This window comes from Agromyces sp. NPDC052230 (assembly GCF_040679595.1).
In the GTDB taxonomy this organism is placed as follows: Bacteria; Actinomycetota; Actinomycetes; order Actinomycetales; family Microbacteriaceae; genus Agromyces.
In genome coordinates this window covers 1-3,103 of record NZ_JBFAVC010000019.1, presented here as the reverse complement: position 1 = coordinate 3,103, position 3,103 = coordinate 1, and the positions used below count along the sequence as shown (strand labels likewise).

At 65.1% G+C, this 3,103-nt stretch carries 2 protein-coding genes; both read left to right on the top strand.

What is annotated here, in order from left to right; genetic code table 11:
• Positions 1-2,286 (top strand): LamG domain-containing protein (locus tag AB0K73_RS20795; protein ID WP_364775818.1); only part of this gene is annotated, 2,286 nt, incomplete at its 5' end.
• A 62-nt stretch (positions 2,287-2,348) separates the two neighbouring features.
• Positions 2,349-3,103, top strand: a 755-nt coding sequence (locus AB0K73_RS20790) for a hypothetical protein (RefSeq protein ID WP_360519576.1), incomplete at its 3' end; no start/stop codon positions are given.

Below are 3,103 nucleotides of genomic sequence, written 5' to 3'. Positions count from 1 at the left end.
CAGGTCGTCGATGCTGATGGTGGAGTGCACTTCGTGATACCGCCGCCGGTGATGTGGGACTCCGCGGCGTCCAAGGTTTCACGGCCTGAGCGCCTCGAGGCCAGGGGAGCGACGGGCGCGATCGGTGTGGTGGACGATCGTATGGCGGCGCCTTTGCCCGGTGACCGGGTTGCCCCGATGGGACTGCGCGTGGAGGCAGGGTCTGTAGTGGTCGACCCCGATGAAGCCATGCTGTCAGCGCGGGACACGGTCTGGCCGGTGTACATCGACCCGGCGTTCAACGCTCACCCGGCGGCAGAGTGGATCGCAATACGAACCGGCGGCTACACCAGCACACTGTACAACTGGGGAGATATCAGCTCGACGATGCTCGGCGAGGGCGACGGATATTGCACGGCGTCCTCCTGCAACACTGTCTTCACCCAGCGGCTGATCTGGGAGTTCAGCGGTCTCGACACGATTCGGGGTATGACCGGGGCCGATATCACCAGCGCAACGTTCACCGTGAACGGCGTCCATTCATACTCGTGCGCGGCGACGACGACGGATATGCATGTGCTGTTGGCCGGAGTCTCGGCGGGTCAGAGCTGGGGTTCGCACAACTGGAGCCAGGACACCCGGTACAGTTCGCGCACCGAGTACCACAACGCCAGCTGCGGAAACACGGGATACCGGTCGTTCGATGCCACATCAGCGGCGCAGCATTTCGCCGAGTACGACTGGTCGACGCTGCCGTTGGGACTGAAAGCTCGGGACGAGTCCACGATGACGGGATGGAAGCGGTTCCGCCACGACGCCACCCTGTCGATCACATACAACCGCCCACCGGACGCACCATCCCAGTTGATGTTGACGAATCCGGTCAACTCCTCGTGCGCGACAGGAGCGGGCCGCCCGTTCATCAACTCGACGACGCCGACGCTGTCGGCGATCGTCAGCGATCCGGATGGTGGAATCGTGAATTCACGGTTCTATGTCGTGTCCACAGCGAACACATCCGTGAACATCTGGAATGAGGCCGCCGTCGAGTGGGAAGCTCAGTCCGGGACCCGGTTCCATTCCACGGTGGGTGCAGGCCTTCTGTCGCATGGCGGCACGTACGCCTGGCGAGTCCAAGCCGGCGACTGGGCACGGCTTTCGCCATTCTCCGTGTGGTGCGAGTTCACTGTGGACACACAGCTACCGGTCACACCAACTGTGACCCCGGTGGCATCAGGCACAGGGATCGAAGCGGTCTACCAAGCGGACGTTGAGCGTGGCGGGGTCGGGATGCTGGGCAAGTTCACGCTGAGCCCGGGGACGTCGACAGATGTGGTGAAGTTCTTGTACTCGTTCGGGGATCCGGCGGCGATGAAGAGCGTGACGGTTAGCCAGAGTGCAAGCGCCACGGTGTCGTTCGATCCGGTGAGTTCCGGGCCCGTGACGCTGTATGTAAAGACCATCGACCGTGCTGGGAACGTGTCGCCTCAACGGGAGTACCGGATCAAGGTCGCGGCCCCGGTTGAGGATGTGATCTGGAAGCTCGACGAGAACACCGGGACGAGCTCAGCCGATTCGGGTCCGAAGGGTGCCGGCCCGTTGAGCATCACCGGCGCTAGCTGGGTTGCGGGTCCGCATCAGTTGTTCGGATCGCGCGGGAACGACTGGGCGTTGAGTTTTGACGGCGTGAATGATGCGGCCGTGAGCGGCGGACCGGTGTTGGACACATCGAAATCGTTCACGGTGTCCGCGCACGTTCGCCTGGATCCCGCGAAGGTCGGCCAGGGCGATTACACGGTGTTGTCGCAGGACGGGCTTTCTCAGTCCGCGTTCCGGTTGGGGTACCGGTCGAGCTGTGACGGTGCTGGGACGGATTGCTGGTCGTTCAGCATGCCCGACACGAGCTCCGGAACAACCGTGACGGCTGCCACCTCGAACGATGTCACCGCAGGTGAGTGGGTGCATCTGGTCGGTGAGCATGACGCGACGGCAGGGACGGTGCGGTTGTGGGTTTGCGAGGTCGGCACTCCTGATCGGTTGGCGACCGGGGAGCCGATCCCGAGCGGCCCAGTTGTGCGGGGTGGTGCGGCGTGGCAGTCGCCGGGTGTGTTTGCGATCGGCCGTGGCCTATCCGCGAATACCGCGGGGAACTGGTGGCCGGGTCAGATCGATAACGTGCGGTTGTTCTCCGGTCACGTCGCGGACGCGGCGAAGTTACGCCGCCTGTGTCAGGGAGCTGAGGTTGAGGACTTCGGCCAGGGTGCGTCAGCGTTCACCGCGGTGGACCCGACGGTGAGCGGGCAATGATGCCGGGCAGAAACGCCTACGGGCTTCGCAGAGGTGGATGGATGACCACGGACGGGGTGCGTGTGCGCGAACGGCTCATGTTGATCGTTGCCGGGGGCCTGGTGGTGGTGTTGGGTGTGGACCCGGGCCTGATGGGTGCGGCGTGGTCGTCGGCTGCGCAGGCTGCAACGTCTGGGGTGATCGATGAGTCCCGCTCGCAGAATCTCGCCGCAGCAAGTGCAACGCTCGACCCGGATGTCCCGGCTGTGTCGGTGCCGCTGTCGGGTGCAGGTGAGGATCCGGGCGAGCCGCTGGTCCCATTGACGTTGCCAGCTGATCTCCCGACCGCTGCTGAGACGACCGCCGACCTGACAAGCACCGTGGCGCCGGGCGCCGGGGTGCCGGTCGAGTTGGGTGGACTGTCGGTCACCGTTGCACCGGTCGCGGGGGAGGCGACGCCGGAGCGGGTCTCGCTGAAGCTCATCGATCAGGCGAGCACTGAGGACGAGGGCGTGACCGGGGTGCTCCTCGAGGTCGCAGACGCATCCGACACCCCTGCGGCTGGTGAACAGTCGGTCGAGCTGACGGTCGCATATGACGCGTTCGCCGGGATCGGCGGCGGTGACTGGGCGTCCCGCCTGCAAGCCATGTGGGTGCCGAACTGCGACACCACAGCCGAGGCGACACCAGAGTGCCGTCCTGTCCCGCTGGCGAGCTTCCACGACGAGGCCACTCAGACGGTGACGGTCACCGTTCCTGTGAACCCGGTCGAACCTGGCGAGGGCGCAGCGCCCGCGAGGCTGCACGCCACCACGACGACTACGACCACGACCACGAC